The 25332-nt window shown below is 43.8% G+C and carries 17 protein-coding genes; 13 read left to right on the top strand and 4 right to left on the bottom strand.

From position 1 onward, the window contains the following. Positions 1 to 19: 19 nt before the first annotated feature. Positions 20 to 1279: a methyl-accepting chemotaxis protein gene (locus GC096_RS02620; protein WP_171628755.1), complete on the top strand. Its 1260-nt coding sequence runs from the start codon at positions 20 to 22 to the stop codon at positions 1277 to 1279. On the opposite strand, the gene GC096_RS02615 is transcribed toward GC096_RS02620, so the two are convergent. The 4 genes from GC096_RS02615 to GC096_RS02600 all read right to left on the bottom strand — a co-directional run bounded on the left by GC096_RS02615 (position 1261) and on the right by GC096_RS02600 (position 5733). Then, complete coding sequence (locus GC096_RS02615) at positions 1261 to 1572, bottom strand: DUF5658 family protein (RefSeq protein ID WP_171628754.1); 312 nt, start codon at positions 1570 to 1572, stop codon at positions 1261 to 1263. The genes GC096_RS02620 and GC096_RS02615 overlap by 19 nt on opposite strands. A gap of 32 nt (positions 1573 to 1604) precedes the next feature. Beyond that, a complete protein-coding gene (locus GC096_RS02610; RefSeq protein WP_171628753.1) occupies positions 1605 to 2498 on the bottom strand; it encodes a LysR family transcriptional regulator in 894 nt (297 codons plus the stop codon). A 158-nt stretch (positions 2499 to 2656) separates the two neighbouring features. After that, complete coding sequence (gene fhuB / locus GC096_RS02605) at positions 2657 to 4702, bottom strand: Fe(3+)-hydroxamate ABC transporter permease FhuB (protein WP_171628752.1); 2046 nt, start codon at positions 4700 to 4702, stop codon at positions 2657 to 2659. Positions 4703 to 4713: 11 nt separating this feature from the next. Beyond that, positions 4714 to 5733 carry an ABC transporter substrate-binding protein gene (locus GC096_RS02600; protein ID WP_312886169.1) on the bottom strand — a complete coding sequence of 340 codons (1020 nt, stop codon included), beginning with the start codon at positions 5731 to 5733 and terminating at the stop codon, positions 4714 to 4716. 239 nt (positions 5734 to 5972) lie between these two features. Here GC096_RS02600 and leuC point away from each other — a divergent pair, with 239 nt between their 5' ends. From leuC to GC096_RS02540, 12 genes are all read left to right on the top strand, one after another. Next, on the top strand, positions 5973 to 7394 hold the full coding sequence (leuC, locus tag GC096_RS02595) for a 3-isopropylmalate dehydratase large subunit (protein WP_171628751.1): 1422 nt from the start codon (positions 5973 to 5975) through the stop codon (positions 7392 to 7394). 69 nt (positions 7395 to 7463) lie between these two features. Continuing rightward, a complete protein-coding gene (gene leuD, locus GC096_RS02590) occupies positions 7464 to 8069 on the top strand; it encodes a 3-isopropylmalate dehydratase small subunit (RefSeq protein WP_028554372.1) in 606 nt (201 codons plus the stop codon). Positions 8070 to 8330: 261 nt separating this feature from the next. Continuing rightward, on the top strand, positions 8331 to 9806 hold the full coding sequence (locus tag GC096_RS02585) for an N-acetylmuramoyl-L-alanine amidase family protein (RefSeq protein WP_171628750.1): 1476 nt from the start codon (positions 8331 to 8333) through the stop codon (positions 9804 to 9806). Between the two features lie 68 nt (positions 9807 to 9874). Beyond that, a complete protein-coding gene (locus GC096_RS02580; RefSeq protein ID WP_171628749.1) occupies positions 9875 to 10459 on the top strand; it encodes a GerMN domain-containing protein in 585 nt (194 codons plus the stop codon). A gap of 30 nt (positions 10460 to 10489) precedes the next feature. Further along, positions 10490 to 13219 carry an S-layer homology domain-containing protein gene (locus tag GC096_RS02575; RefSeq protein WP_171628748.1) on the top strand — a complete coding sequence of 910 codons (2730 nt, stop codon included), beginning with the start codon at positions 10490 to 10492 and terminating at the stop codon, positions 13217 to 13219. A 195-nt stretch (positions 13220 to 13414) separates the two neighbouring features. Next, a complete protein-coding gene (nth, locus tag GC096_RS02570; RefSeq protein ID WP_171628747.1) occupies positions 13415 to 14086 on the top strand; it encodes an endonuclease III in 672 nt (223 codons plus the stop codon). A 25-nt stretch (positions 14087 to 14111) separates the two neighbouring features. Next, on the top strand, positions 14112 to 14387 hold the full coding sequence (locus tag GC096_RS02565; RefSeq protein WP_028554377.1) for a hypothetical protein: 276 nt from the start codon (positions 14112 to 14114) through the stop codon (positions 14385 to 14387). 87 nt (positions 14388 to 14474) lie between these two features. Continuing rightward, positions 14475 to 18188: a dynamin family protein gene (locus GC096_RS02560; RefSeq protein WP_171628746.1), complete on the top strand. Its 3714-nt coding sequence runs from the start codon at positions 14475 to 14477 to the stop codon at positions 18186 to 18188. A 263-nt stretch (positions 18189 to 18451) separates the two neighbouring features. After that, positions 18452 to 20293: an ABC transporter ATP-binding protein gene (locus GC096_RS02555; RefSeq protein WP_171628745.1), complete on the top strand. Its 1842-nt coding sequence runs from the start codon at positions 18452 to 18454 to the stop codon at positions 20291 to 20293. Continuing rightward, positions 20290 to 22137 carry an ABC transporter ATP-binding protein gene (locus GC096_RS02550; protein WP_246302538.1) on the top strand — a complete coding sequence of 616 codons (1848 nt, stop codon included), beginning with the start codon at positions 20290 to 20292 and terminating at the stop codon, positions 22135 to 22137. Before GC096_RS02555 ends, GC096_RS02550 begins: the two co-directional genes overlap by 4 nt. Before the next feature lie 148 nt (positions 22138 to 22285). Beyond that, positions 22286 to 23908, top strand: coding sequence for an AraC family transcriptional regulator (locus GC096_RS02545; protein WP_171628744.1), 1623 nt, complete (start codon positions 22286 to 22288; stop codon positions 23906 to 23908). Positions 23909 to 24046: 138 nt separating this feature from the next. Further along, positions 24047 to 25063 (top strand): iron-hydroxamate ABC transporter substrate-binding protein, encoded by a 1017-nt coding sequence (locus tag GC096_RS02540; RefSeq protein WP_171628743.1) that lies wholly within the window; start codon positions 24047 to 24049, stop codon positions 25061 to 25063. Positions 25064 to 25332 lie beyond the last annotated feature (269 nt).

Below are 25332 nucleotides of genomic sequence, written 5' to 3'. Positions count from 1 at the left end.
AAAGAGAGGTCGGACTCCTATGAACTGGTTTCTAGCTCAATCGTTTCGTGCTAAGCTTCAGCTCGGTTATTACACTGTTGTTGCCTTTTACACAATTGTTATCCTCATTCTTATGTTAACAGCAGATGTATCCATCATTTTTGCATTATCTTCGTCACTTATTCTCATGGTGTTCAGCTTTCCCTATGTGCGGTTCTTAGAAAAGGCGTTAACAGAACCCATTGATAATGTAACGCGTGTCGCGATGAATATTGCCAAAGGAGACTTCACACAAACCGTGGATGCATCCTCCAAAGATGCGCTAGGAGATATGGGGCGCTCCTTTAATGCCATGATCGTGAAATTGAAGGAACTGCTGAATGAAACGGCTTCGATATCGAAGCATGTCGCAGACTCAAGTCGTGATATTTACCATAAGAATGAAGGTATTAACACGATGATCGTGGAAGCAACAGGCTCGGTCACTTCACTTGCGGAGGGAGCTAATGAGATCTCATCAGGTGTGTTTAAAAGTTTTTCCGTCGTAAAAGAAATCGAAACCAAAATCACGGATTATGTGGATTCTACACATGAAATGAATAATCGTTGCGGGCAAACGCTCGATCTTGTGAAAAAAGGAATGAGAGCGGTAGAAAGTCAATCCGAGAGCGTTTCTCATATCGTACTTGCAACAAGTAATGTTTCGGGGACGATTGATGATCTAGTTAAAGAAGCGGCTGGTATTTCTTCCATTACACGCACAATTTCTGAAATTGCCGAACAAACGAATTTGCTGTCCTTGAATGCTTCCATTGAAGCAGCGCGTGCAGGCGAGCACGGGAGAGGCTTCTCTGTTGTTGCTCAAGAAGTTCGTAAATTAGCTGAAGAGTCATCCAAATCGGCCAAGAGCGTATTCCATATGGTACATAACATTGAGAATAGTATTAAAATGGCCCAGAAAAATATTCAGATCAATGAGGAAATTGCTCGCAGGCAGACAGAGTCCATTGAAGCTACGGAAAAAATATTCGGTGAGATGGTTGAAAGTATTCAATTCATTACGCAGCGTATGAGTGAGTTTACGGGAGAAAGTCAGAAGATGTTGAATGCAGCCCAGTTCATTACGGGCACCATGGAAAATATTTCAGCGATTACCCAGCAATCGGCAGCGGGTACAGAGCAGGTATCTACTTCAATGGTACAACAAACGCGTTCCGTCAAAGCTGTTGTTATTCAGTCCGAACAAATGCTTCGTATGGTGACCCAATTGCAGCGCACGATTCAGATATTCAAGCTTTGAGAGAATGAAGTTGAGATCCAGTAAGCATGCAAGAGGAGAATACCTAAATAAATAACGGTAGAGAGGCGGAACAGATTGTTGATGAGCAGTCGTTTACCTACTTTTGCTGCAATAAAGAAGAGTGAAAGGGGGAGTATGATTTTAATGCCATAGAAGGCAATGTAGCTATGCTCATACAGGAAAGCCATAATCGGATTGGCCTCGCCAATCAATTGTAACCGCAGACCCATATCTGTTAATCCTGCATCCATTAAACTAGCGATACATAGGAAAATAATTAAATTACGACTCAAAGGGACCACTCCTTTTGACAGTGGAGGTTATGCTAACGAATCGTTTGCATAACCTCTTTCATTGTGGAGATAAATGCTTCAGCAGCTTTGGATATATAGCGACCTTTGCGATAAGCAATAACAAGCTTGCGTGTAGGTCTACCCTCTAAGATGACATTTACGGGAGAAAGCTCATGTAAGCTTCTTTTGGAAATCAAGTAGGGTACGAAAGCGATCCCCATGCCAGCAGCAACAAGCGATTGCACGGTTTCCATATTACTCGATTCAAAAACAATATTCGGAGTGAAGCCAGCTTCCTGGCACAGATCGAGGGTCAGCTTTCGGAAGCCTTGTCCTTTTTTCAAGGCGATGAAGGCTTCCTTTTCCAATTGAGAAATTTGAATTGGCTCTTTGCTGGAAGCTAATGGGTGCAGCGGCGGAACGGCTAGGATGATTTCTTCATCTAGCAACGTCTCGTAGACGAGAGATTCTTCACGTAATGGCAAGGATAGAAGAGAAATATCTGTTTGACCATTTACAGTTAAGGTCTCTAGGTTGGAAGAAGTCTCCTCGACGAGTGAAATTTCAATATCCGGATAAGCTGCCTGAAAGACAGGTACCACGTAGGGTAAAATCGTTGATCCTGTTATTGGCATACTGCCGATGACTAGGCGGCCTTTCTTCATTTGAGAAATGTCTTCCATTTCTTTTTTGAGCCCTTCGATCATATCGAGAATCTTCTGTGACTTCTCCACAAACAGAGAACCTGCGTGGGTCAACTCAACTGAATTCGTGCTACGTTGAAACAAAAGGACGCCGAGTTCCTTCTCTAGTTTTGACAATTGTTGGCTGAGTGAAGGTTGGGCTATATGTAACTTCTCCGCTGCGCGTGAGAAATTCCGTTCTATGGCGATCTGGATGGCATACTGTAATTGACGTAATTCCATGCGAAGAAGTGTCTCCTTTATAGATGTCTTGAAGGTTATCATATCAAGCTTTGTGGGGCGAAACAAGCTGGACATAGGAATAAATAACCATAAAGGGCAATGACGACTGGTTTCATCCAGTTTCATAACCCTTTATGGTTATTTTTGGTTACACAACGCTATTTGCGAACAGTACTTCTATACATAAGGAATAATAGATACGGAGCGCCAATGATAGCTACAACGATACCGGAGGGAATCTCTTTGGGTATCAGTATCGTTTTACCAATGATATCAGCACCTGTAAGCAATATGGCGCCGAGAATGGCCGAAAGGACAACTGATTTCTGGTGATGTTGCCCCAAGAATAGGCGTACTGCGTGAGGGGCGAGTAAGCCGATGAAACTGACGGTGCCGACAGATGCAACAGCAATGGCAGCAACTAACACACCGATTATTGCTGAGAGAAGTCTTGTTTTCTGCAACTTAAGGCCTAGTCCAAGTGAAACGTGGTCACCAAAGGCCAACAGATCTACACGTCGACCAAGCAACCATGCACTTGGAAGTAAAATGGCTGTCGTGATCAGGAGTTGGATGCATTCCTTCCATCCCCTAGAGTAAGTACTGCCAGCCAACCATGTAAGGGCAGGGGCAGCACCAAGCTGAGATTTAATAACAAGAAATTGGATGACAGCCGAGCCAAGTGCCGAAACGGCGATCCCAATAAGAATGAGAACTACGGGATTCAGTCCTTTTTTCCAAGCGAAGGCATACACACTTCCTGCAGAGAGGAGTGCGCCAATGATAGCGCCAACGGGGACCCAGGTACCAGGAGCAGATGGCCAAATGGTTAGGACCAATAGGGCGCCCATCCCAGCACCTGAGGTGACACCTACAACGGAAGGATCCGCCAGCGGGTTACGAACCGCACCTTGCATCATGGAGCCTGCGACAGCTAAAGAGGCACCTGCGAGAGCAGCAACGAGAATGCGAGGAAGACGCAAATTCAGAATAACATTGCGAGCCATTTCTTCGCCTTGGCCTGTTAGTACGGCGATAACTTCAGTGAAAGGTATTCGCAGGGCTCCAGCCGTCAACCCGTAAAGCAACAAGAAAACTAAAGCAATGCTCGATACGATAACTAGTATAGGATACGGAATTTTAGTTCCGACATAACCGACACTCATTGAGCTGCTTTCAGCAGAAGATTTCATTCGGGAGCCACGAATGGCTAGCCAGATTAACCATGGAGCACCTAGTAAAGCGGTAACAGAACCCGCGGGCAGCTCTCCGAGTGTACTTCGAAACATTTTGGCAACTAAATCAGCACTAAGTAAGACGACAGCACCCCAAAGAGCACTCCCTGGTATCAATAGTCGGTGACGTTGTAAACCTATTAATCGGACTAAATGCGGTGCGATTAGGCCTATAAAACCTATGGGTCCTACAACGCTAACTGTAACTCCAGCAAGTAGAATGGCAGATATAAGGGCTACCATCCGAACCATATTCACATTTTCACCTAGTGAAACAGCCGTTTCCTCATTTAAGGCAAGCATATCCAGCTTCTGACTGAAAAGAAAAGCTACGACAAGTCCAATGCATACCCAAGGGAGTGCATATTGGACACCTTGCCAATCGTTTTGCCCTAAGGCACCTGATCCCCACATAAATAAGCCATTTGTTTCATTCTCATACATAATTTGCAGACCACTTGTGAAGGCAGATAGTACTAACGTCACGATCATCCCTGCAAGTGCCATGCGAAGCGGTGAACTTTTGCGACCTCCTGACATGAAATAGGCCATGAATGCAGCGCCGCATGCACCTAATAACGCCAGAAGCAAGGAATAATCAGACTTTAGTGCAGGGAAATATACCGCCGCCAAAACGATAATGAAATACGCACCAGCGTTGAGGCCAAGTGTTGATGCGGAGGCTAGGGGGTTCCGGGTGACTGTTTGTAGCAGTGCTCCTGCAACAGCAAGGGCAGCACCAGCAAGCATACCGATGACAGCGCGCGGCATGCGAAGCCCCCGCACCATATGATGGTCGGGGGTATCTTGTGGAGATATCAAAGCTTGGATGACCGTATGAACAGTTATGTTCGCTTCTCCTTGTGTCAAATTGAGGAAAAGGAGAAGGCAGAGTGCAAGCAGTCCGCCGCCAAACACAAGAAGTGATTTCCATTCGATATAAGCGAAACGGTTCGTTTTCGATTTCATCGCGGGTTGGATCATTTGGTTAATGCGGTTGCAGCAAGCTCTGCGAACACTTTAGCTGATAATGGACCACCGAATGTCCAAGTATTGGCTGGCAACTTGAATGTTTTATTTTCTTTTACAAAGGCAAGGCCTTTCCATACAGCATTGTCTTTCAATTGTTTCTCAAATACATTGTCAGTATCTTGAACGATGTAGAAGAAGTTCGCATTTTGAACCGCTGGTAAAGCTTCAACAGAAGCAGTTGAGAACCCGTAAAGTTCAAATTTGCTTGATTTGAAGACATTTTTCAATCCGATACGTTGCAGAATTTGTACAACCATGGAGTTATCTGTGAACATACGCAGATCCGCATTGTTTTGATTACTGAATGCTTGTGTTAAAGCAAATTCAGCGCCATCTTTTTTCGCAGCGGCTAATTTCGCTTTTGTATCCGCTAAGGCTTTGTCAAGATCAGCTATGACTTTGTCTCCTTCAGCTTTCTTACCTATTACATCTGCTATTGTCTTGAATGTCGTTAACATGCCTTCATATTGATCGCCTTTTCCTTCAGCTGGATAGGATTCAAATATGATCGTTGGGGCAATTTTGGAAAGAGCTTCATAATTTTTGCTCGAACGCAAAGTGCTTGTAATAATAAGATCGGGTTTCAAACCTGTAATCGTTTCTAGGTTAGGTTCTTGACGAGTACCTACATCAACAACGGAGGCATCAAGTGCAGGGCTGATATTAACCGATTTAATGTAGCCTTTCGTATCAGCTTGACCAACAGGTTGAACTCCTAGTGCAAGAACATCCTCGGTATAAGCCCATTCTAATGTAACAATGCGTTTCGGTGTACCTTTAATTGTAGTAGTTCCTAGTGGATGTGTAATTGTTTTCACGGCATCTGCAGCAGGTGTAGCGACTGCTGATGCTGCAGGTTGAACAGATGATGCTGGACTTGGTGTAGCAGTTGAAGTTCCGCAAGCTGCGGTAATGAAAAGTAACATGAGTGAAAGTGAAAAAGTAACTGGTTTAATAAAGTTTCGCACAATAAAATCCCCCTGATTGTATGTATTCAAATATTTGGTGAATCGATGGCCAACTCGATGTCGCTAGGAGAATGATAATCATTATCAATATAAATGTCAACCATAATTTTTAATATAGGAATAATCTATCAAGCTTATAGTTATTATATCTTGGAACTATGACGTGATCCGTGCTAAAGTACTATATGAGGGTAAGACATTAGCAAACTAATGCGGATAATGACAAGAGGTGACTGGATATGAGTAAAAAGACAATGTTCGAGAAGATTTGGGATAATCACGTTATTAACCAGGAAGATGGCAAGCCTAGCGTTATTTATATTGATTTGCATCTAGTACATGAAGTAACTTCACCACAAGCATTCGAAGGGCTTCGTTTGTCCGGTCGTAAAGTTCGTCGTCCTGACTTAACTTTCGCAACAATGGACCACAACGTACCAACGAAAGATCGTTTCAATATTACAGATCCAATTTCGAAGCAACAAATCGATACACTTTCACAAAACTGCCGCGATTTCGGCGTTACACTTTTTGACTTGGACAGCCTAGATCAAGGTGTCGTTCACGTTATGGGACCTGAACTGGGTCTTACACACCCTGGTAAAACAATCGTTTGTGGCGACAGCCATACTTCGACACATGGCGCATTCGGCGCACTTGCTTTCGGTATTGGTACAAGTGAAGTTGAACACGTAATGGCAACACAAACTTTGCAACAATCCAGAGCAAAATCCCTTGAAGTTCGTATCACAGGAAACTTAAAACCAGGCGTTACAGCAAAGGATTTGATCCTTGGCGTTATCGCAAAATACGGAACAGACTTCGCAACTGGTTATGTTATTGAGTACACAGGTGAAGCGATCCGTGGTCTTTCCATGGAAGAGCGTATGACTGTGTGTAACATGTCCATTGAAGGTGGAGCTCGTGCTGGTCTAATTGCTCCGGATGCTACTACTTTTAACTACCTGCGTGGTCGTGAGTATGTACCGCAAGGTGCTGATTTCGACGCAGCTGTAGCAGAGTGGACGAATCTTGTTACTGACGAAGGCGCTGCGTATGACTGGGTATTGGAATTCGACGCTGATACATTGATCCCGCAAGTAACCTGGGGTACGAGCCCTGGTATGGGAACAAGCGTTACTTCCTTGGTTCCAGATCCACAAAGCTTCGAAACAGAGAATGAACGTAAAGCTGCTGAAAAAGCGCTTGAATATATGGATTTAACACCAGGAACACCTATGACAGAACTGAAAGTAGATTATGTCTTCATCGGTTCTTGTACCAATGGACGTATCGAAGATCTTCGTGCAGCAGCTAAGATTGCGCAAGGTTACTCCGTAGATCCAAGTGTAACGGCAATCGTTGTTCCAGGTTCTGGACGTGTTAAAATTCAAGCTGAAAAAGAAGGCTTGGATAAAATTTTCTCCGCAGCAGGATTTGAATGGCGCGATGCGGGCTGCAGTATGTGTTTGGCGATGAACCCAGACGTACTTCAACCAGGACAACGTTGTGCTTCCACATCCAACCGTAACTTCGAAGGTCGTCAAGGCCGCGGCGGACGTACACACCTTGTTTCCCCAGCAATGGCTGTTGCTGCAGCAATCAAAGGTCATTTCTATGACGTTCGCGATTGGGAAATTAAAGAATATCAACAAGCTTAATTTCGGCTAATGAATGTAATGTTTAAGATGCTAGTTTTGCTGTAGCAAAACTTTAAGGAGAATGAGAACATGGAAGCTTTCAAACAACATACAGGTCTTGTAGGCCCTGTTGATCGTGTAAACGTAGATACAGATGCAATTATCCCTAAACAATTTCTTAAACGCATTGAGCGTTCAGGCTTCGGACAATTCCTTTTCTTCGAGTGGAGATGGGATGAAGCAGGTAACGTAATCGAGAATTTTCCATTAAATCAAGATCGTTACCAAGGAGCTTCCGTTCTGATTTCCAGAGCGAACTTCGGTTGCGGTTCATCCCGTGAGCACGCACCTTGGGCGATTCAAGATTTCGGATTCCGCGTTATCATCGCGCCTTCCTATGCAGATATTTTCTACAACAACTGTTTCAAAAACAGCATTCTGCCAATCAAATTGTCGGAAGAGCAAGTTGAAGATTTGTTCCAGCGTACTGCGAAGCATGAAGGATACAAATTAAATGTTGATCTAGAAAATAAAAAGCTGACGGATGAGTACGGTCTTGAAATCCAATTTGATTTGGATGAGCACCGTCGTCAATTCTTGCTTCAAGGCTTGGATGACATCGGATTGACACTTCAGCATGAAGCGAAAATCACAGCATATGAGCAAGCACACCAAAAACGTTTAGCTTACAAATAAGCAAATACAAGAAGGCGTATCCCCTAATGGGATACGTCTTTTTTGTTTTTATTTTCAAGTTTAATATATAAATCTTGCAACTTTTGGCAATTTGCTTCGTCTAATAGATTACTAGAATGTCGAAGTAAAGGAGGTTGTGCTGTCAGGTATAGGTTAATTTTGCTATAATATAATGGAAGCTGATAGTTTCGTAGAATTAGCTGATTGGTTGCGTTCCTACATCCCCCCGAATCCCCCAATTCCGACATTACATAGAGGTGAATGATGAAATTTCCTGCATTTTGTTTGTTTTTGCTCGCATGTTTGTTGCTGCTGCCAACTACCGCCTTTGGAGCTGAAGCGCCAAAGCCGATTAAGCTTTATATGAATGAGAAGCAACTTGAAGTCCAAGGTGTTCAGCCGCGAATTGTGAATGATAATACGATTGTTCCCGTTCGAATCATCGTCGAACAAATCGGTGCAAAAGTGAGCTGGGACGAAGCTACAAGTAAAGTTACTATCGTGAAGGACAAAATCAATATCCAACTCGTGATAAACAATGTAACAGCTACCATTAATGGAAAAAAAGAAACGTTAGAAGTAGGACCTAAGATAGAAAATGGCTCAACAATGCTTCCGCTGCGTTTCATCGGTGAAGTATTGGGTATTGAATTTAAGTGGGATGGCGCTACTTCCTCCGTGCATATGTTCAAAGATATTGAAACGGATTCTAAACCAGTTACGGGGCCTGTAGAAGTAGTTCCAGATGGAGGTACAGCTAATCCAGAGACCAAACCTCCAGTAACAAAGCCTTCAACCGGGACAAACACAGGAAACGGTACTGGAACTGGAACTGGAGGTACAGGTACAATCACACCTGACCCGTCTGTTCACGTGATTACTGCGATTTCACTATCCGAAACGGAATTTTCAGTCATTGCAAAGGATGGAAGCCTAACTCCGAAGGTCTTAACTTTATCGAATCCTTCGCGTCTCGTGTTTGATTTCCCGAACACCACATTGGATGAGTCACTGCAGAAGCTACTGGTTAAAAACTCTGGAGAATTGCCATCCAAGCAGCCGTTAGTATCCAAAGTGCGATTTTCAAATTTCAACGATAATCCGGCTACAGTTCGAATTATTCTGGATTTGAACGCGCCAGCGGAGTACCAGACGATTACGTCTAAACTTCCCAATCAATGGAAGGCTTCGATTGGTGAGAGGAAATTAACGGTTGTCATCGATGCTGGTCACGGTGATAACGATCCTGGTGCACTTTCCATTACGGGTAAGCATGAGAAGGAATTTACACTCGCAACAGCGAAGAAGGTAGAGGCACTATTAGCGAAAGATAAGCGGATCCATGTTCTGATGACCCGTTCTGATGATACTTTTATTCCATTAGATGATCGTGTTTCTTTTGCCAATGATATTTCAGCAGACTTATTTTTATCGATCCACGGAAATAGTGCCAAAGCAACTGTATCAGGAACGGAAACATACTATAACAGGCCAGAAAGCTTAGATTTCGCCAACGTAATTCATAAGTACGCTGTTCCAGCTACTGGGTTTGCTGATCGAAAGGTTCGTCAAGCAGATTTCCGCGTTATCACCAAAACTAGTATGCCTGCAGTCTTGCTTGAAGTCGGTTATCTGTCCAATAAAAATGATGAATCTACGATGTACAAAGAGGCATTCCAGGACAAATTAGCTGCTTCACTTGTTGCCGCGATTAAGGAATATTTGAACCTTAAGTAAGCATGTTGACCATCAAGCGGATCAAAATAGGCTAGCCTGTCTAGGCATAACGCTAAGGAGTGAATAAGATGAACAAAACAAGACGCCTAGTTCGAGGAGCGCTCCTTGTAAGTGCCATCACATTGTCTGTTACGGCTTGTGGCCAGAAAATCCAATTATCAGGTGCCGCTACGACAGCGCCGCAAGCAACTTCTACACCAATTGCAACACCTTCCACACCAACGATCACACCAAAACCTACAGTTGCGCCTCAGAAGCAGTTGCAGGTAAAAGCTTATTACAGTGACCAAGATGAAATGAAGCTCGTAGAAAAAGTGGTCACAGTGAGTGTCGAGAAGGACTCTGATGTCTATGAGGCTGCTCTTAAAGCTCTTCAGAAAAGTGATGATCCGAAGGCTATTCCCTTATTCGATGATTTGAAATTCACAAGTGTGAAATTTGATGCTGTCAAAGGTGAAATGAAACTGGATATGTCATTCGGTCCCAAAACGCAATTAGGTGCTCCAGGGGAAGAGTTATTCTTACAAGCACTGAAGAAAACGATTTTTCAATTCCCAGAAGTAAAGACCTTGTATGTACTTAAAGATGGTAAGCAAGTAGATAGTTTGATGGGACATTTGGAGCTTCCTTATCCAATTAAACGACCTAACTAAATAGGAACTGAAGAGGAGTTAACTTTGATTATGAAAAATAAGAAATTGGCGAGTGCTATCGTAAGCTCAATGATCATCACAAGTCTAGCAGGCACGCCAGTCCTTGCAGCACCCGTGAATACTTCAACAACTTCAACGACAACCGCCAACGCGAATGTTCGTTTATCTTTCAACGATGTAAGCAGTAACTATTGGGGGATTCGTCATATTTCCAAGCTTGCTTTGGAAGGCGTGATTGAGGGAGTAGGAGATGGCATCTATTCACCAGAAACTTCAGTAACGCAACAAGATGTTCTCATTATGGCTACACGGATGATGGGTCTGCAATCGGATGTTGATACATTGGCTACTGAAACCGTATTTCCTGATTTCATGTTAGTGGATAAATACGCACGGAACTATGTGGCACTCGCGCTGCAAAAGGGCTTAATTTCGACAGAGCAAGAAAAATTGAGAAGCCAAGGTTCGAAGATTGTCGGCAATTGGGGACAACAAAAAGCAACGAGAGAATGGGTAGCTGAAGTCGTCATTCGCGCCATTGGCAAAGCATCTCTTGCACAAAGCTTTTCCAGCAAGGCAACATCATTCACAGATAATACACAGATCAGCAGCAGTGCATTAGGTTTTATTAATGCAGCCGTTGCACTGAAAATTGTAGATGGTTTTGAGGATGGTTCTTTTCAACCGAAAGGCGCTGTAACTCGTGCGCAAATGGCGGCTTTCCTAAGTCGTTCTCAAAAGGATTCGATTTCTTTGCCAGAGCGTGCCAAGAAGGGCTATTTGAGTAGCCTAACGAGCGACAGTATTGGTCTTATGGATAAAGACGGAAATACAAGTACTTATAAGATTTCGCCGAATACGGTATTTTTCGGAAACCATAATGATCTTGCTATTTCATCGAAAGAATTGCAAGAAACGTATGAAGTATCGATTGTTCAAGTAAACGGAACAGCGTATTATGTTGAAATTATAAGTGATGTACTGCGCATGGACATTCACGAAGGTCAGTTGTTAAAGCTAAATCTAACAACGATGAAAGCTACTCTAGATGATTACGAAAGCTACGATTTGGCGCAGAATGTTGCTGTAACCGATATCGATGGGCGAGGACTTAGCTTAAGTGAGATCGTTTCGGGCAGCACGATTCAAATTCGTAAAAGTCAACTTGTAGACAGTGACAAATATACGTCCATCATTGTGAAGCAAGTTCCAGTGAATAAAACAGCGGTTGGAGATATTCAAACGTTAAATAAAGACGCGATGCAATTGACTTTGCTTGGTTCAGCAACAGGTGAGCCTGAGACATTTGGTTTCTCTAGTAACTTAGTTGCGACACTCGCAGACAACACGTTAATTAGTGTGGATGCCATTCATGTTGGTGATACGGTTGAATACACGGTCAAGAATAGTGAAATTGTTAAGATTGTTGTTAAAAAACAAGCGGATGTTGGAACGAGTGTAGAAGGAACGTTCAAACAATTCACGGACGATCATTCTACGATTTTGATCAATAAAACTTCAGGTAAAACAGTCGATGCCTATGAGTTGAGTAATAATACGAACGTTGTTATTAATGGTTTATCGAACGGCAGTATTTATGATTTGGCTGCAGGAGATCAATTAAAGCTAGACGTGTTGAATAATAAGGTTACAACGATTACAGTAATAAATCGATCCATTGAGAATTTATATTTTGCTAAAATCATTGATTATAAGGACTCATCAAAAATTCTAACAGTTACAGATAATGCTGGAAATCCAAATGCTTATATTTTAAATGATGGTATCTCCATCACGTTTAATGGCAGTAAATTGCCGTTTAGCTCTTTTAATGGTATTTTTACTCCTGGTAAATATGTAGATGTTCTGGTTTCTAATAAAAAAGTGTTGAGCATTCAAATGTCCACTCAGTTAGACGGCGCATTGACACAATTGAATTTACAGACGAATGATGTCACGTTGAAAACAGATAGTGGGCAAAGCTTGACGTTTAAACTGAACTATACACCTATCATTGAAGTTGCAAATAAGCCGAACAGTACGATTTCTGATTTGAAAGTGGGAGATAAGGTAAGTCTTCTGCTTAGTTATGATCAAACGACAGTAACTAAAATTGTCACAACGAACACGACGATATATAAAACCCTTCTAACCAATGCGAACTTGAAACAAGCTACGGTTATAGATGGCACGAATACGAACTATACAATCCCATTAGATGGTGTTTCCCTTGTGAAAGCTGACGGTACAAGTGCAGTGTTCACTGACTTGGCGATTGATGACTATGTGAAATTAACATTCAAAGGATTCGCGATCACGAAGGCAGAGTTAGTAACACCGATTCGTGGTAAAGTAACCGCTGTGAATGCTGCAGGGACAAGCTTGACTGTTCAAGATTTTGCGGGGAAAAGTCAAGTCATTAATGTAGGAAGCAGTTACAGTGTGAAGTTGAATGGTGGTGCGGACTTGAGCTTCTCTTCGATTAAAGTGGGGGATCGCGTTCAATTGATGAAGGATATCAATGATAAATTGCTTATCCAAGTAGCTGTTGCTTCTAAACGTGAGTTTGATCAATATAGCTCTACATTGAACCAAGTGTACATGAAAGCTACTAGTGCAGGTGATCGGACTGCGTTCAATTTGTTCCCGAGAGGCTACTTCCATACGGGTTCCACAGTTGTACCGCTGACCTCCTATGCAGCTGGTGATCAATTGAATTTGTATATCCTTGACAATAAAATTGTTGAGATTGAAAAATAGAAATTTGAACAAAAGTTAGAGGACAACCGTCTGTATTTGAGAAGCTAATCATCTCAAACAGACGGTTTTTTACTAATTTTCAAAAAAAAATGTTTATTTTTTAGAAAATGTTCGCATTTTGACGCTTTCAAGGATTGATTATGACCTTACAATTCGCTAAACTGGAGAATATTACGACCTTAAGGAAGATCAGCTATGACACAGAAGACAGTAAGACACATTCTGGATACAATCGGTGAGCTATATCCAGATGCGCATTGTGAGTTGAACCACAGTAATCCATTTGAATTAACGATTGCTGTATTACTATCGGCTCAGTGTACAGATGAAACCGTGAATAAGGTTACTAAAGACTTGTTTGCGAAGTACAAACGCCCTGAAGACTACTTGGCTGTTCCGTTAGAGGAATTGGAGCAAGATATTCGGAGGATTGGACTATTTCGCAACAAGGCTAGTCATATTCATAAGCTGTGTCAATTGCTACTGGACAAGTTCGGTGGTGAAATTCCTGAGAAGCATGAGCAATTGGTTGAATTGCCAGGTGTTGGACGTAAGACAGCAAATGTCGTTGTATCGAACGCTTTCGGAGTGCCGGCGATTGCGGTTGACACACATGTGGAACGAGTCTCTAAGCGATTAGGACTTGTAGGCTTGGATGATTCCGTGCTGGAAGTTGAAAAGAAGTTAATGAAGAAAGTTCCTCGAGACGAATGGACGCAAACACATCATCGACTCATTTTCTTTGGTCGATATCACTGTAAGGCACAGAACCCCAACTGCACTTTCTGTCCTCTTTTGGACAAATGCCGTGAGGGGAAGAAGCGTATGAAACCACAGCCAACTAGGAAAACTATTACAAACAAATGAAATGCTGACAAAGGATGGGATTGAAATGAAATGCATCGCCGTATATACGAATAGTTTCGAATTGTTCTCCGATATTTATGAGCAAGTTATCAACACACCGTTAGCCGATAATGAGGAAAAAGTCATTGAAGGTGTAACTGTCAGTGAATCAGGTGAGGTTCCTCAGAATTACATAGACAAAATGAAAACAAAATCCGAGGTTGTTGTGATGAAAGTGAAGGATTCGGATATTACGATTCTTCAACATCGTGACGTTTTTGAAATTTTCCTACCGGAAAAAGAAAAAATCGCCCTCACGTAAGTCCAGAATCTCCCTTTGGGAGATTTTTTTTCTGTATAGCTGGTAGGTAGTCATAAAGAACAATTCATAGAGGAGCGGAATGAACGAATGACGCAATTAGTAGCTGGAAGCATCACGGTCATGCCGGATGCACTGAAGAAGATGCAGCACGTGCTGGGGCATGCAGGGGATGGTGATAATGCCACGAAAATGGGGCAATTGCTGGATAAGCTCGATAGTGGACGGATGAATATTGCGTTCTGCGGGCATTTCTCTGCTGGAAAATCAACACTTATTAATCAGCTGTGTGGCCAAGCGTTGTTACCATCAAGTCCAATTCCAACGAGTGCTAATATTGTTAGTATTCGTAATGGGCAGCCAGGTGCGCATGTCACTCATCGCAGCCATGATGGGAAGGTTAATCCACAAGGGCAGACGACAACCATTCCACTAAGCGAGCTAGAGGCCTATTGTGTGAACGGAACGGATATCGAAACGGTTGAGATTACTTACCCTATTCCTTTTCTCGGTGAAGATACAGCCTTGCTTGACACTCCGGGCATTGATTCTACAGATGATGCGCATCATCAATCAACCGAGTCTGCTTTGCATTTAGCTGATGTGGTGTTCTATGTCATGGATTATAACCATGTGCAATCTGAAGTGAATTTAGCGTTCACGAAGAAAATGAAAGAGTGGGGGAAACCGCTCTATCTGGTTGTTAATATGATTGATAAACATAAGGAGTGGGAGCTTCCTTTCGAGCAGTACAAAAGTGGAACGAAGCAAGCCTTCTTAAATTGGGGCATTGAGCCGGATGATTTGTTGTTTGTGACGATGAAGGAGCCAGATCATCCACATAATGAGTATGCTAAGCTGCAGTGGCTGCTGAGCCGTCTTATCGAGCGTGGCGATATCTTGCGTAGTTATAGCATTGATGCTTCAGCACGTTATCTGGCTGCCGAACACAGCAAATGGATGGCGGAGCAACATGAACCGCAGAAGGCGGAGTTGCTGGAATCGATCAACGAGGAAGGCGATGTTGAGGACGTTCAATTATTGGCTGTTACAAAGCAAAATGAGCTAAACAACTTGAATAACTTGCCTGAATTGTTAATTACAGACCTTCGTAAAGATGTTGGCGCCATTATTGAGAATGCGAATATTACGCCTTCGCTAACAAGGGATTATGCGAATGCTTATCTGGATAGCCGTAAGCCCGGATTTAAGGTTGGATTTTTCGGGGGCGCAGCAAAGACCGCTGCAGAGCAAGAGAAACGGCTAAGCGCGTTTCAGGCCGATTTGGCAGAGCAAGTAGAAGCACAGCTGGATTGGCATTTGCGTGATGCGCTGAAAAAGGCCGCAAGCGAGCAAGGTCAACATGATGCTGCGTTAATTGCACAAATTGAAGCGTTGAAGGTTGAAGTTACTGGCGCTTTGATCGGTTCACAAGTGAATACAGGAGCGACGTTTGGCGGCGAGTATACGCTGAACTACATGAAGCAGCTAGCTGGGGAGCTGAAGCTGCAGTACCGCAAACTGGCGTTTGCGGTGATTGACATCATCGCGGCCTCGGTCCGCGATAACTCACGCCCAGCCGCCGCTGCGCTAGCGGCTGAGCTGCAAGCCTTGAGCGGCCGGCTGAGCGCCTGCCGCGAGCTCGCCCGCCTCGAGGAAGCCGAGGCGGCGGCAGAGACCCAGCTGCTGCGCATAGCCAGCTGGGAAAGACCTTCTGCGCCGGCGCTGCCGGATGCGCAGCAGTACACGGCCATGGAGGAGCCGGCAGCAGCCCCGCTGAGCGGGGCTAACCTGCACGTGACCTCCATGGGCACGATCCTGCAAGCCGCGGCGACAGCATCGGCTGCAGCAGGCACGGACGCGGCCGCCACTGTGGCGGCAACGGAGCCGTCCGCAGTGCCGTCATCCGTGTTCACCACGGGTGAACACGGCAGGCGCATGGAGCGCAAGGCCGCTGACTTGCAGGCGGCCTCGAGCCTCATCGACGGGCTGCCGTCGATGCGGTCGCTCGCGCGCTCCATGCGCGAGAAAGCGGATCGTCTGCGCCAGCGGACGTTCACGATTGCGCTGTTCGGCGCGTTCAGCGCTGGTAAGTCTTCGTTCGCCAATGCGTTAATTGGTGAACGGGTGTTGCCAGTGTCGCCAAATCCGACGACGGCGGCGATCAACAAGATCATGCCGCCAACGGAAGGCTGGCCGCATGGCACGGCTAAGGTCAAGATGAAGAAGGCAGACGCCATCTTGGAAGATGTTCTGTACTCGCTTCAAATCCTTGGCGTAGAGGCGACCGATATGACTAGCGCGTTGAAGCGGATTAGTCAGCTTTCACCTGCTGACGTGACAGCCAAAGGAAAACCGCATTTTTCGTTCCTGAAAGCCGTTGAGAAAGGCTGGGAAGCAGCCTCAGGTCATTTGGGGACTGAACTGCGGATCACGAAAGAGGAATTCTCAGGTTATGTGGCGGAAGAACATAAATCCTGCTTTGTAGAATTTATTGAATTATACTACTCCAACCCACTGACGGATCAAGGTATCATTTTCGTGGATACACCAGGGGCAGATTCCATTAACGCTCGACATACGGGTGTCGCTTTTAACTATATTAAAAATGCAGATGCCATCCTATTCGTCACTTATTATAATCATGCTTTTTCCCAGGCGGATCGTGAGTTCCTGCTCCAGCTTGGCCGTGTGAAGGATAGCTTTGAAATGGATAAAATGTTCTTCATCGTGAATGCAGCAGATTTGGCGGCAAGCTCAGAGGAGCTGGCAGGTGTTGTAAAGCATGTGGAAACGAATTTGGTGCAGCATGGTATTCGTCATCCTCGTATTTATCCAATTTCCAGTTATTTAGCAGCTGAAGGAAAAATCAATGGCAACGATAGTTTAGTCGCACAATCGGGCATTCAACCATTCGAACAGCAATTTGTTCAGTTTACGTTGAATGAGCTCAGTGATGTAGCGATTCATTCGGCTAATTTGGAGCTGCACCGAGCCATTGGCACGATGCAGAAGTGGCTGGAGCGAGCACAATCCGGTGAGGAAGAACGTAGACTACAGCTCATTATGCTGGACGAGTCGGAACAGCAGGGCTTAGATCTGCTAGATGACACACGGTATGATGCTGAGCTTAAGGAATTGAAAAAAGAAATTCAAGAATTGATGTATTACGTCAAACAACGAACGATGTATCGGTTTGGCGAGCTCTATAATTTCGCTTTCAATCCATCTACGTTCCGTGATGAGGCCAAAGATCCGAAAGCTGCACTCCAATTTGCATGGAATGAACTGTTGCGAATGATCGGCCATGATTTATCGCAAGAAGTGCTTGCGACTACACTGCGTGTAGAAAATCGCATGAATCTCATCAGCACCAAACGGATGAATCGCTGGGGCGAGGAGCTTAGCTTGCTGTTAGAAGGTTTTGAGAAGGCTGCCTATGAGTCCAATGCGTTTGCGACGCCTGAAGTGACAACGAAGCTTGAAGCTTCGGAAGTGAACTTGAAGTTGCTTCAGAGTTATTTCAAAAATGCCAAGCAATTTTTTGAAGGTGATGGGAAAAGTAAGTTAAAGGCTGAATTGGAAAATCGGATCAATGCGCCGGTTGTTGCTTTTATTGAAAATCAAACATCAGAGCTTGAACAAGCGTATGGCATCCAATTAGAAAATTGGTTAGCCCAGCAGAAATTCATTATGGAACAGCAGGTCAAAGAGCATGCAGAAGGGCTTCGTGATGCACTCCAAATGAAGATTGATTTGGATGAACTCATATCCAAACAGCATCAGTTGAAAGCATTTGTTTAGCCATTTAACAAAAGGGGGACTAGGTTCTGAGGAACTTAGTTGCCCCTTTTTTTGGATTGCTCATGTAAGGGCTTTCAATGGCGGTTATCCCGATGATTTAAAAGAATAGGGGGGATTACTACATGATTTTGTGAATTTATGCCTAATTAAGCGTTTAAATCCGAGTATCCTCGAATTGCTCACATATAGTGATGGTGTTAAGATTCATAAAGTGTTCACACATTATAAGCGTTTCAAATCTATCCTTTTAAGGAGGGCCCAAAGTGGATGTATTCAGGCAACTGAAGCCATATTTTTGGCCAGAGAAAAAACTGTTTTTTGGAGCTATTGCATGTCTTGCAATCGCTACCGCGCTCGGCTTGGTGTACCCCAATTTGCTTCGGTATCTGATTGACGAAGTTATCACCAAGAAGCAATTTGACCTGGTGCCTCGACTGGCACTGATCGTTGTTCTAGTCGTTTCTACGAAAGGGATGTTTCAGTTCTTACATGGTTTATGCGGGGGACGCTTAGGAAACCGTGTTGCATTCCACTTACGGAATGCGCTTTACCAAAAGCTGCAATATTTATCTTTCCAGTATTATGATCAAGCTAGAACAGGAGATCTCATGTCCAGGTTGACAGCTGATCTGGAGGCGATTCGCCAATTTATTGGTTTTGGCTTCGCACAAATGCTGAATGTATTGTTAATGCTCGTTTTCGGCATGGGCATGATGTTCTCTATCAGTTGGAAGTTAGCTTTACTTACGATGATCACAATGCCATTTCTGGCATTTACGGCAGTACGCTTTGAAGGCAAAATTCACCCGGCTTTCCGGATGGTACGTCAGTCCCTAAGCACAATGACGACGGCTGTACAGGAAAATATTACAGGTGTACGGACGGTTAAATCTTTTGCTCGCGAACCTCATGAGGTTGCCAAGTTCTCAGCACGTAATGAAGATTACAAGACCATGAATATTGGATCGTCAGGGATTTGGGCGAAGTATTTTCCGATCATGGAAATTCTAGCGAACTTGAGTGTTGTAATTTTACTCGGCGCTGGCGGCTACATGGTTATTGACGGGACGATTTCACTAGGTGAATTGGTAGCTTGCTTTAGTCTCATTTGGTACATAATCGGTCCTATGTGGGGACTTGGTTTTCAAATTAATAACTATACGCAAACGAAAGCTTCTGGTGAGAAAATTCTAGAAGTACTACATCATTACATGCATGTGAAAGATAGCGAAAATGCTGCAGCTCTTACTAAGGTTGATGGGCATGTGCGATTTGATCATGTAACTTTCGCTTATCCAGAGAAACAGCCGGCTCTATATGATTTTACTTTGGATGCGCCACCAGGCTCTGTTATTGGGCTTTTAGGAAGCACAGGGTCTGGAAAGACGACCGTGATTTCGCTACTCATGAGAGCTTATAACGTGAAAGAAGGTAAGGTCATGCTGGATGGGAAGGACATTCGTTCCTTACAACTTGAAAGCTACCGCAGCCAAATTTCAACGGTTTTCCAAGAAACGTTCTTATTTTCATCTACAATTCGTAACAATATCGCTTATGGTCGCAAGGATGTAACGATGGATGAGATTATCCGCGCAGCTAAGCTTGCGAAAGCGCATGATTTTATTTCAGAGTTACCAGAGGGATATGACACGCTAGTTGGTGAACGAGGTCTTGGCCTTTCGGGTGGTCAGAAGCAACGGATTGCTATCGCAAGAGCCTTGATCAAAGATCCGAAAATTCTCGTTCTAGACGATGCTACGAGTGCGGTTGATATGGAAACTGAGCATGAGATTCAAGCTGGTTTCGGTGAAGTTATGGCAGGTCGTACGACGTTTATTATCGCTCATCGAATCTCTTCGTTGAAGCACGCGGATGAAATCATTGTGCTTGATAAGGGGCGGGTCATCCAACGAGGTACGCATCAAGAACTTTTACAGCAAGATGGCCTATACCGTCAAACGTATGACATTCAGTACGCGGATGGACCGCAAAATCAAACGGCACAGAACCAAGCTGCTGTTGCCCGTGAAGAAGGTAGTTCTCAGGAATCGGTTGAAGCCAAAATAAATCCAATCGCTAAGCCAGAAAGAAGGTTGGCAAATTGAGTACTACATCGAAGCAAGCTGATGCAGCTTCAACCAATCCAGATTCTCAAACAGGGCATCGCTTCGTTTATCAAGATGATGAACTGATCGAAAAGCCTTTTGACTGGGGCCAATTAAAACGCTTGTTTGGTTATATGAAGCCTTATCGTAAACAAATGCTCCCGATTATCATCATCATGATGCTACTGGGCGCGATTACCAAATTGACAGTTCCACTTCTCATCAGTAAAGCGATTGACAATGCCATTATACCCAAAGATAAGAACCTACTCGTCCTGATCGTTGGTATTATGCTCAGTGTTTATCTCATTCAATGGATTGCTAACACCTTCCGCATCAAATATACGAACATGATAGGGCAACGCGTAATCTACGACCTCCGTCATGACCTTTTTAGCCATATTCAAAAGCTTTCATTCCGGTTCTTCGATACAAGACCAGCTGGATCCGTACTTGTTCGTGTAACGAACTATGTCAATTCGTTACAAGATTTATTTACGAACGGTGTCGTCAACTTATTGATCGATATTGTACAACTGGTAGGAATCATCATCATTTTGTTATCTTTTAACTTTAAACTAGGTGCTTCGATCATCGTTACAGTTCCGATTATGTTTTTCATATCGACGAAGCTTAGGACCAAAATTCGCCGTTCCTGGCAGGACGTTACGATGAAGCAATCCCGCTTAAATGCCCATTTAAATGAGTGTATTCAAGGAATTCGTGTCACACAGGCGTACACACAGGAGAAAGAGAACATTCAATTTTTCACGAAAATGAATATGACCAACCGGTTATCCTGGAACCGCGCATCCATGTTGAATCAATCTTTTGGGCCACTCATTGAAATAACAGGCGCGATAGGGTATTGCATCTTGTTCTGGTTAGGTGCTCATTTGGTTCAAACGGGGGAAATTTCCATTGGTTTGCTTGTTGCTTTTGCAACGTACATTGGGTACTTCTGGGAGCCAATTACGAGACTCGGGCAGATGTACTCACAATTATTAATTGCGATGGCTTCTGCAGAGCGGATTTTTGAATTTATCGATGAGAAACCAACTGTTTCCGAAATCGAAGGTGCCAAGGATTTACCTCATGTACAAGGAAATGTGAAGTTCAAAGATCTCGTGTTTGAGTATGAGCCAGGACGTCCTGCGCTGAACAGGATCAATTTGGATGTAACCGCTGGACAATCTATCGCACTAGTGGGACATACAGGTTCAGGAAAAAGTACGATCATGAACTTGCTTTGCCGGTTCTATGACCCGAATGAGGGCGTTGTAGAAGTTGATGGTCACGACATCCGTCAAGTGACGATTCATAGTCTTCGCTCCCAAATTGGTGTCGTGCTCCAAGATACGTTTATTTTCTCGGGCACGATCCGCGATAACATTCGCTTTGGCCGTCTAGACGCCACAAACGATGAGATCGAGCAGGTAGCGAAAGCGGTTCATGCGCATGATTTTATTAGTAAGTTGCCCAATGGGTACGATACAGAGGTGCAAGAACGCGGTAACGTTCTATCGATGGGGCAGCGCCAATTGATTTCATTCGCGAGAGCGCTGCTTGCTAATCCGCGTGTGCTCATTTTGGATGAAGCGACAGCAAGTATTGACACAGATACGGAGCTCAAAATCCAAGAGGCACTGAAGACTCTCTTAGCAGGTCGTACGTCCTTTATCGTGGCACATCGTCTATCAACGATTCGTAATGCGGACAAAATCGTCGTGCTTGATCACGGACGCATGATGGAAATTGGTAATCATGACGAGCTCATGAAGGAACAGAAGATCTACTACGGTTTGATCCAAGCTCAGTATAAATTTTTGCAGGATGCTGTGTAAACATAAAGAAGAGGAGCTGCTTAGCCACTTGAATGTGGTTGGGCAGCTTTTTTATGCGATGCGGAGGAAAGTTCATATAGACATTGAGAATGGTTATCATTTAAAATGAGTAGAATGACTTATTCAGCATGGTGGTGCATACGAGGAAATGGAAGACTTAGAGGTGAAGAAAGCTCGCTATAAGGAGCTCGATAGGCTGTGGCTTAAGCTGCGAGAAGTAGAGTGCCTAGATCAGAAGAATTGGCGCCTCCAACTTGACTACATGAAACATCATGTACTTATGATTTCTATTAGTTCGAAGGTGAAAATCGTTGTGGACGGGAACATGTCCACCTTAATACCCGGGCACGCCTATGTGTTTTTACCAGGCCAGCTTATGCAGGCAGCTATCGCAGCCGCACATCCTAAGGGATTGTATGTCTTTCAATTCGATGCGATAGACGAAATAGGCTACAGGGAGTCAATACTAGAAATTACAAGAGCGAGAAGCAATTTCCCGCTGTACGGTGAGATTGGGCTAACCGATGCATCAGCAATAAGCGAACTATGTTATATGATCTGGGTACATTGGCAATCTGTTGAGGCATTAGGTAGAATGCGTTCACAAGCGGCCTTTCAAGACCTGTTATGCCGTATGCTGGAGGATGGACAAGCATCTGACCCAGAAGAGGATCGTCATCAATCGGTGAAGCGCACCATGGACTATTTGGAGCAATTCTCTCATCTTCCAATGACTATTGAGGAATTAGCCGAGATGGCTGGCATGAGTCGATATTATTACATGCGCAGCTTCAAGCAATTGAATGGACGAAGTGTCATGGATTATTTGTCAGATCTTAGAATTAACCAGGCAAAAGTGCTAATGGAAAATCCTAAATTGAAGCTGCGTGATATTGCAAAGCAGGTTGGCTATCAAGACGAATATTACTTTATTCGAAAATTCAAACAGCAAGTAGGTATTCCACCGGCTACATATATGAAAAATAAACAACGCAAAGTAGCCGCGTACAGTTTTCCGAACCTTGGTCAACTACTGGCTTTGAAAATTGTTCCTTATGCAGCACCGATGGATCATTACTGGACGGATCTGTATCGCAGGAAATATCAATATGATGTTATTACGCCGTTGAGTCATGATTATGACTTCAATCGGCAAGCGCTTCAAGCATCGAAGCCAGATTACATCTTAGGTATTGATCATTTCATCCCCGTGAAGGAACAGGAGAAATTGAAGGAAGTGGCGCCGGCTTTTTTCGTACCATGGCTATCGAATGATTGGCGAACACACTTGCGATTAATCGCACAGTTTCTAGGGATTGAAGATGTTGCTGAGATTTGGCTCGAAGACTATGCGCGTAAAGCGGCCAAGGTCAAAGATCTTGTGAATGATGTGTTCAAGGATGACGCTGTCCTTATTGTTCACATTTCGGAGGAGCACATCTATGTATATGGTGAGAGATCGATCGCTAGCGTGTTGTATCAAGATTTAGACATTCGAATGCCCAAGGGGATTGGAGCAAAGACTTCGCATACGCTTGTTACACTGGAGCAATTAGCAGATTATGATGCCGAAAGACTGATGGTCATGTTCACGAACGGGCTCAGCACACAAGAGAATTGGGACCTACTTAAGAAGAAGAACGCTTGGAATGAAATCAAAGCGGTTCGAAATCAGGCTGTCACAAGTATCTCTCCTTGGCTATGGTTTGAGTATTCTGCTTACACGCAAGAACGGTTCCTGAATGAAGTTGCAACGATTGTGAAGGCATAATAGTACATGAAAATAAAGCACGATTGTCTATTTCAAGTTAGGCTACTTATCGGTTATACTCCTTTTAATGATAATGAGAATCATTATTACAAAAAAAGAGGCGGACACAAGGGGTCGCATTCCTAGGAGGCTTTACCGATGTTTACTAAGAAATTCATCTTCACTGTATTAGGATCATTACTGTTGTTTTCATCCATTTTAACAGCTTGTGGGGCTAAAAAAGAAGAATCTATTGCGAGTACTCCTGCAGCGGTTGCTGCAAGTACTGTGAAACCGAATGCTTCAGCGCCAGCAACCCGTGTATACAAAGATAAATTGGGACATGAAGTGACGATCCCTACACATCCGAAACGCATTGTTGTGGATCAATTCATGGGGCATTTACTTGCACTTGGCGTAAAACCAGTAGGGGCTGCATCCTATCAGTTTGACGCTGCATTCTTGAAAGAGCTTGCTGTTGGAGTTGAAAACGTAGGAAGCCCGATTTCCAAGGAAAAAGTTCTAACGCTAAATCCGGATTTGATTATATTGCAAGATGGCGGCGCTGCAGCCAAAATCTATGATGAAATCGCGAAAATTGCACCTACCATTGTATTGGCTTATGGAGATGCAGATTCGAAGGATGTACTTGGCCAATTACGGGATATTGGGGATGTTGTAGGGAAAAAAGAAGAAGCAGAGCAATGGATCAGCAAATATAATGCGAAAGCAACGCAATACCGTGAACAGATTTCGAAAGTCATAGGTCCGGATAAAACATTCTCCATTATGGAGCTGTGGGCGAAACAAACCGTTGTATATGGTAAAAACTTCGGTAGAGGCGGCTACAATTTGTACGAAGCACTTAAGTTATCGCCGCCGAAATCGGTTAAAACAGAGATGTTTGACAAAAATGAAAGTTTTCTAGAAATCTCGTTAGAAACGCTGCCGAATTATGCGGGAGACTATATTTTCTTGACGGCTAACGCAGGTGAGAATAGCTCAGCTCGATTGAAGGAATTGACGGATAACCCGGTTTGGAAGAGCTTGCCTGCTGTTAAAAATAATCATGTTTACCAATTGAATACGAGTGAGATCTTCCCTGGTGACCCTGTTTCCATTGATAAACAGCTCGATATTCAATCTAAATTATTGTTAAACCTTGAAAGTAAATAAAAGCATAAGAAGCGGCCAACCTCTTGAAGGGTTAGGCTGCTTTTTTGCCTTATCAACTGTCATTAAAGTTCGTGGGCTGATTTACTGAATTAAAAATGCTAGCTTTGATAGCATAATCGAGCACCTTGGGCACAATAGCTGGGAAAACATACATCTAATTTAGCGTGTATCATCGAAAAAATTCGAACAGATGTATAAAGCTCCAAGGCCCCTCATTCGCCCTGAACCCCACAGACATGCGTCTAAAGCTCATGTCACATCCTGTAAAA

It is taken from the genome of Paenibacillus plantarum (genome assembly GCF_013141695.1).
GTDB classification, from domain to species: Bacteria; Bacillota; Bacilli; order Paenibacillales; family NBRC-103111; genus Paenibacillus_E; species Paenibacillus_E plantarum.
This window is presented reverse-complemented; position numbering and strand designations above follow the sequence as displayed.